This is a genomic window from Stenotrophomonas sp. STEN022 (assembly GCF_056760155.1).
Genome location: NZ_JBRREG010000034.1, coordinates 35,621 through 43,097 on the forward strand (window position 1 = coordinate 35,621; position 7,477 = coordinate 43,097).

2 protein-coding genes are annotated in these 7,477 nt (G+C 62.5%); both read right to left on the bottom strand.

What is annotated here, in order from left to right:
* Nucleotides 1-15: 15 nt before the first annotated feature.
* Nucleotides 16-3,717, bottom strand: a complete 3,702-nt coding sequence (locus tag ACVOMF_RS09300; protein ID WP_481509028.1) for a TonB-dependent receptor — start codon at nucleotides 3,715-3,717, stop codon at nucleotides 16-18.
* The coding region (locus ACVOMF_RS09305; RefSeq protein ID WP_481509029.1) for an isopeptide-forming domain-containing fimbrial protein at nucleotides 3,714-7,477 on the bottom strand (3,764 nt) is incomplete at its 5' end. The genes ACVOMF_RS09300 and ACVOMF_RS09305, both read right to left, overlap by 4 nt.

A 7,477-nucleotide genomic window follows, 5' to 3' on the forward strand; every position in this document is an offset into this window, starting at 1 on the left:
GTTGCCAGATGCTGGCTAGTACTTGCCAACCAGGTTGAGGAACCAGCCGCGATGTTTGTAGTCGTAGTCGGTCAGATCGTCGCTGAAGTCGGTGAAGTTGTAGCCCACGCCGACCCGGAAGTTGCGGGTGATGTCACGATCCACGCCCACCAGCCAGCCCTGCTTGCGACCACCGTCGGTAACTCCCAGCGTGCGGTATTCAGCCAGGCCGTGCCACTGGTAGACCAGTTCGTAACGCGCCTGCACTGCGGCAAAGGTGGTAGCCGCATCCAGCCATTGACCGCTGCCTCGGCCATAGCGGACGCTGCCTTCGCGACGTGCCAGTTTGGCTGCATATTCCCAACGCTGGTCGTGCTTGTACACGCCTTCGAAGGAAAGCACCTGCGATTTCTGGTCATAGCTTGCGCCGCCAAGCTGGCCCAGCGAAGCCAGGTCGTACAGGTAGGTATAGCGACCAAACAGCGCCCAACGCTCGCTGTTCCAGGGCCGGTAAGCAAAACCAAAGTTACCTTCGATGAACTTGGCACCAGCCAGCGGATTGAGCCTGTCATCGGTGTCGGCATAGTTGAAGCGTGCAGCGATACGCCAGCTCTCGTTGATCTTGTGGGTCAAACGATTGCTGCTGACCCATTGGTCACGCTGCTCAGCACCGCGGTCACGACGCCATTCGATCTTGCTCTGCCAGTCGGTGTCCTGCGAGGTGCGGCCACCGGATACGCTGACCGCACGACGTTGCACGTCACCACCGGCATCGGTGGTCAGCTCACCATTGGAAAGGGTGAACCCCAGGTTCCAGCCCTGGGCCGGATAAAAATCCATACCAAAGGTGTGGGCGATGCCTGATTGCGCGCGTTCCTTCAGGAACTGGCTTTCGTTGTAAACGTTAACCTGATTGGACAAGCGCCAACGCTGACCCAGTGTCCAACCGTTCTGCGCGTTGTTGGAGAACAACGAGTCGTAGGCAGTAGTGTCGGTGGAATAGGTATATGCACCGTAGATGGCATGCTCAGGGTGCAGGCGGTATTCGGCATTCATGGTGACCGCATTGCCGCGGTCGCCGGTGGTCGCTTCGGCACCGACCGAGGAGTTGTTGCCGGTGATGTACTTGCCGCCAGCGGTAAGCGCGTCATTGTCGGCATACTTGCCGCCGTCGTCATCCAGCGTCACCTGTGCCAAGCCGTACAGCTCAACCGATGTGTTGATCCGCTGCTGGTACTTGACCGCACCCAGCGTGCCCGCGGCAGCGTAACCGGTGCGTTCCTCGTTTACCCGGCGCAGCTCGGCGCTCAGCGTGCTGTCGTCGTTGAGCCGCCAATCGAAGGTGGTCTGGGCCTGGGTAAGCGACTCGGCACCACGCTCGGCACGCGAGTAGCGTGCATACATGCCCAGCGTTGGGGTGAACTGGCCCAGCACTTCGGCACCATATTCAGTGACCGGCAGGCCGTTGTCGTAACGCCCGGTCGAATAACCGGCGGTGGTCTGCCGCCACCAGCTGGCGGCGCTCCAGTCCTGCTCGCTCCAGCCCAACTCCTTGAAGTTGACCCGCGCCTCGACCGCCTTCGCCTCGCCCTTGCGGTTGGCACTGGTGTCGTTGTTCTGGATGAAGCTCAGGCCGCCGTTGTCGGAGAAGAACACCGGCGCACCGAAGGACTCGGTGCGGGTGTACTCGGCCTTGATGAAGGTGCCGCGCCCGGCCTGCAAGGTCAGGTCGCCACCGGTCAAGGTGTAGTCCTCGCCTGCACGCTGCTCCTGCACATGGGTGGCGCCCATGCCTACATGGTCCCCGAACCAATGCTTGGCTCGCATACCTGCGGACACGTCGTCGGCGTCAAACCCCGTCGGCACCCATTCGTAGTCGACCAGCAGGCGTTGTTCAAAACCGTCCAAGGGTGCATCGCGGGTCAGCGTGCTGATGTTCTCACGGCTGATCTGCGCCAGCGGGCGGGTCAACAGGATACGACCCTGCAGTTCATCTATTTCGTAATCGGTACCGCGCTGCAGGACCACACGGGTCTCGGTGCGACCCGTGGTGCGGTCGCGTACCTCCAGCGTGACCACGTCCGAACCCGGCATCAGGTCGGTATGGCGCAGGTAATACAGGCTGCCGCCGGTGCCGATGAACTCATTGTGGCCCGGTGCGGTCTCGGCCTGCGAACCAAACGCGCGCAGTTCGGTTTGCGCATCGCCCCAGGCATTGGCAGCTTCCGAACGCCAGTTCAGCGCCGCACCGTACAGCGAGCGCTGGTACTGGGCGTACTCGGTGCCGGTGAAGCCGGTGGAATAGTTGCCCCACAAGGCCTGGCTCTTGTCCCAGTCCGCGCGCAGGTAGAACCGACCCATCGTGTCCACGTCACGGTAGGTACTGGAGTCATCACCATAGACCGGGTAATACAGGTCCGGATCCAGACGCCGGAACACATCCTGCGGGTCGGCCTGGGTGAAACCGCTGAACAGCCTGTCCAGATCGCGTTCAGTGGTGTCAGCCTGGGCAGTGATCAGGTAGCGGCCGCGCAGCTTGGCCTTGCCATAGAACGCAAGGCGACCATCACTGATGATGTCATCTTGGTAGCGGCTGTCGCCGGAGAACGGCTCTACCGAACCGGAGACCTTGTTCTGTGCGATGGTCACGTCAGCCAGGCCGACGCCGAAGAAATAGCGTCCGGTGACGTCCATGTTCAAGGTATAGGCAGACTTGTTCTTGCCACCCACCTCGACGGCGAATGCCTGCGGGCCGATCGGCACTAGGTATTCGGCAACGAACTTGCGCTCCAGGTCCACCGGGTAGTCCTGGCCATTGATGGTCAGGTTCTGGCCCTCAGGAATGTTGCGCCCCTGGATGCGCACGCGTGAACCGTACAACGGGATGTTCTGCAGGCGCAGTCCATTGCCAGCGAATACCGTGTCGATCAGGCTCTGGGTCTGGGCCTGTTCAGTGCTCAGCGCGGTGCCCAGCGTGCGTTCCACGGAGTTGCGCAGCTGGGTGTTGCTGCGCTCCATCTCTTCCGGCGAGACCAACTGCAGACTGCGCGTATAGGTCTCGTCCAGCTGCCCCTCGGCACCGTAGGCGCGCACCACATAGATCAGCTCGTCGCCCTTGCGGAAGCGGTAGCGCGACGGCAGTGCGCCGTCCCAGGTTGCACTGGTGACCGCGCCCACCTGCAAGGGAACGACCGCCAGTGCCTCGACCAGATCGGTGTCGGTGCTGCGGTAGATCCGCACTTCCATGCGCTGGATGAAGCCGGGGTAGTTGCCGCGCACATAGAACTGCACCGGCTTGGTGATGGTCTGGCCATCGAAGGGAACCATCGATGGCGCGGACACCGCCAGCTCGGCTGAGCCCAGGGTGGGATCTTCGGTTGCCCAGATGACGCCGCCGCCCGGCAGGTCGATGGCGAACTTGCCAGTCGCCACGGCCTTGCCCGGCGCCTGCACACCGATGCTTACGCGACGATCCGGCTGCAGCTGCTGCGAAGATGAGCCGCGGTTGGTGTCCGTACTACGGGGCTGGTCATAGCTACGCGTGCCCAGGCGCACCAACAGCTCGCCTTCGTCCGAGCATCCCTGCGCATCGCAATCGACCGCCTTGGCGATGCCATCGGCAGCGTCCGCAACGGTGCTGTCCTGTGCCATCGCCCATGGCGCGCCGCTGGCCAGCAGGCTGATCAGGGTGCAATCCAACAGCTTCATCTTCATCGGCTTGTGCTTGAACCGGCTCATTTCACTGCTCCCGCTTGAGCCTGCGGTTCACGCTCGGCTTCAACTCTCAACTTGGCGCGTGTTTCCACGCTCATGCGTGTAGCCAGTGCTTCGTAGACCGCTTTGGCCCGGCGCATACCCAACGCGAGGTTGTAGCTATGCGAGGCACGCACATCGGTATGGCCGATGATCGCAACCCTGCCGCCGCCCATGCCTTCCAAGGTCTTGGCAACGGTATCCAGCAACGGACCGAACTCGGCACGGATGTCCGACTTGTCGGTATCAAACAACACGGTGCCTAGCAGCACGCCTTCACCATCCAGACCGGACACCATGCCGCCGGCTTCATCCACGCTGGCGCGGACGCTGACCTGCAACTGGCGGCTATCAACACCCTCAAGCAGGCCCAGCAGTGCTGCCTTGACCGCGCTGGCACGTTCAAATGCCAGCGATTGGTTTTCCGCACCCGCCTCGATCAATACCTCGCCACGCTGGTGCTCACGCACCTTGGCAGCCATCGTTTCGATCACCGGCAGATAGCGCTCACGCACCTCGGCACTGCCAGGGGCGAAGAACACTTCACCCAGGGCCATCTCTGCCTGCTCGGTGCCACCGCCAATCAAGGCTTCATCCAGCTTGACGCCAAAGTCGAAGCGTACCGGGATACCCGGAGTGATACGCCGCAGCAACGGATTCTCCGTGGTGAACACCGAACCAGCCGGCAACGTTGTCGGATCCACCTTGAGGATGAAGTTGCGACCGCGCTCCCACCTGCCGCCGTCCACCCCTTCCAGGTGATAGCGACCGTACTGATCGGTTTCGATCAGCAGACCTTCGACCGAGGCAATGCGCACGCCCGGAATGCCGCGCTCATCGATTCCCTGGTTGCGGATGATGTAATCGACCACGTAGCCGTCCGCCGCCTGTGCGATGCGACGCTCCACCACCGGCATCGCCGCGTTCAAGCCCTTGACAGCATCGCCTGAAAGTTCGGTGCGGGTCTTGCCATCGGCACCCATCCGCAGGGTTACGCCCTGGGCATTACTCAGCACGAAGTCATCGGTGAATGCCAGACGGGTAAGGTGCTGACGGATCACCAACTGGTGGTCTTCAACCGGATCAGCCACCGATTGACGGGCACTGATGCGTCCCAGTGCCAGACCATGCAGCAGCGGCGCACTGGCATCGGCTTCGGCCTGATGACCATTGCCTCGATCGATGGTGGTGGAACCGGCCACATAGGCATCAGCAGCAAAGCCACCCTGCACATGCAGGCGGGTCAGTTCTGCGTTGTCCTGCCAGCCATCGCCATCGCGGTCATTGAACACCGTACCCAACAGCAGGCTGTCGTCGATCATCGGATCGCCGGTCAACGTCACTTCTGCGGTGGCCGTGTTGGACACCGGTTCGTTGTTACGCGAACGTACCTGCGCCTGGTTGATGTGGGTACCAGAGCGCACCCCGGCACCTACCCGCATCACATAGACGATCGTCGCGCTTTCCCCTGCCGCGACGTCCAGCCCGGAAATACGCAGCGGCGAGCTGCCGGTCACCATCCCGGCCTTGTCACCATCAGCGACGACGACGGAGCCTTCCACATAGGTGAAGCCAGCCGGCGGCGTATCGATGACGATGCCGTCAACCAGGTCGCTGGAGCCAACATTCTCGACGGTGAGTGAATAGCGCACCAGGTCACCGATGCTGACATCAGAGCTGCCCGCAGTCTTGGTCAGGCGGATCAACGGCGCATTGACGTTGTGCTCGGTCGTGCAGACATCGCACTCCGGCGTCGGCATGAACGGGTCCTGGCTTGAAGCCACAACCACGTTGTTCACCTTGCCATTGGCCGACGGCAACACCGCGGCGTCATAGCTGAACGTATGCGTCCCCACCGGCGTACCTGCCGGCAGACGGCAGATCAGTACGCCCGCATTGAGTGCACAACCGGCCGGCAGATTGCTGATCGCCAAGGCCTGGTCCGGTGTATCGGTCAACAGCACTTCGGAGAACAGTGCCGCGTTCTCCACCACCACATTGAGCGTGTAGGTGATGGTGTCGCCAATACTGACGGTACCGCCATTCCCCGGATTCGAGCTCTTGCTCACGATCAACAGCGGCTTGGCCACCGGGGTGGTGGTCGTGCAGCTCGTGCCACAGCTCGGGTTGTCGGTACCGCTGCCCAGCACCGCATTGGTCACGCTGCCGGTGGCCGCGTTGGTCACCGTGGCGGTGTAGCTCACTGCATAGGTGCCCGGCACGGTATTGGCCGGCAGGGTGAAGCTCAGCGGGTTGCTCGTGGTCACGGCGCTGTACACGCCCGGCGCGGTCACGGCAGCAAATGCCAGACCGGTACCCAGGGTGTCGCTCAGCACCACCGGTGCGGTGGTCTGTGCATCGCTCACCACCGTGGTCAGCGTGTAGGTCAGCACATCGCCCACCGACACTTCGGTCTTGCCCGCAGGCAATACCACCGACTTGCTGTAGGTCACTGCGGGTGCAGCCACCGGCGTGGTGGTCGTGCAAACACCGCTGCAGATAGGCGGAGTACCACCGCCAGTGCCAGTCAAACTGTTGTCCACCGACGTGATCGCTGCTGCGGTCACCGTAGCGGTGTACTCCATGACATAGGTCTTGCCACTGCCGTCTGCATTGGGCAGCTGGCCCAGCGGCAAAGTAAACACTTCTTTCCCGGCCACGCTTGTGCGTGTGTAGCCACCGGCGACCGTCACTGCATTGAACTGCAGGCCAGTGCCCAAGGTATCGCTCAGGACGATGTCGGCAGTGGTCTGCGACCCGCTGACCGTGGCGGTCAACCGATAGGTGATCTGATCACCCACCTTGACCTCAACACCCGAGGCGGGGCTGACCACGCTCTTGGCATAGGTCACTGCCGGTGCGCCCAACGGCGTCGTTGTAGTGCAAGAGCCCGAACAGGTCGGCGGAGTACCGCCACCACCACTGCCGCTCACGCTGTTGGCCACCGAAGTGGTTGCTGCCGCGGTCACTGTCGCGGTGTACTCCACGACATAGGTCTTGCCACTGCCATCAGCATTGGGCAGCTGGCCCAACGGCAGGGTAAATACTTCCTTCCCAGCCACGCTTGTATGTGCATAACCACCAGCAACCGTCACTGCATTGAACTGCAGGCCAGAGCCCAGGGTGTCGCTCAGCACGACCGCAGCAGTGGTCTGCGCACCGCTGACGGTAGTGGTCAGGCGGTAGGTGATCTGATCACCTACCTTGACCTCAACGCCCGACGCAGGACTGACCACGCTCTTGCTATAGGTCACCGCAGGTGCGGCAACCGGCGTGCTTGTATCGCAACCGCCCGCCGTAGCGCAGCTCGGGTTGTCGGTACCGCTGCCCAGCACCGCATTGGTCACGTTGCCCGTGGCAACGGCCGTTACCGTGGCGGTGTAGCTCACTGCATAGCTGCCCGGCGCGGTATTGGCCGGCAGGGTGAAGCTCAGCGGGTTGCCCGTGGTCACAGCGGTATACGCACCCGGCACGGTCACCGCCGCAAACGCCAGACCGGTACCCAGGGTGTCGTGCAACACCACCGCAGCGGTAGTCTTGGAGTTGCTCACCACCGTGGTCAGCGTGTAGGTCAGCACGTCGCCTACCGACACTTCGGTCTTGCCCACGGGCAATACCACCGACTTGCGATAGATCACCGCAGGTGCGGCAACCGGCGTGCTTGTATCGCAACCGCCCGCCGTAGCGCAGCTCGGGTTGTCGGTACCGCTGCCCAGCACCGCATTGGTCACGTTGCCCGTGGCAA

Bases quoted from the DNA above. Each gene is read 5' to 3' on its own strand.
- ACVOMF_RS09300 (WP_481509028.1), bottom strand. From the start codon at position 3,717: ATGAGCCGGTTCAAGCACAAGCCGATGAAGATGAAGCTGTTGGATTGC.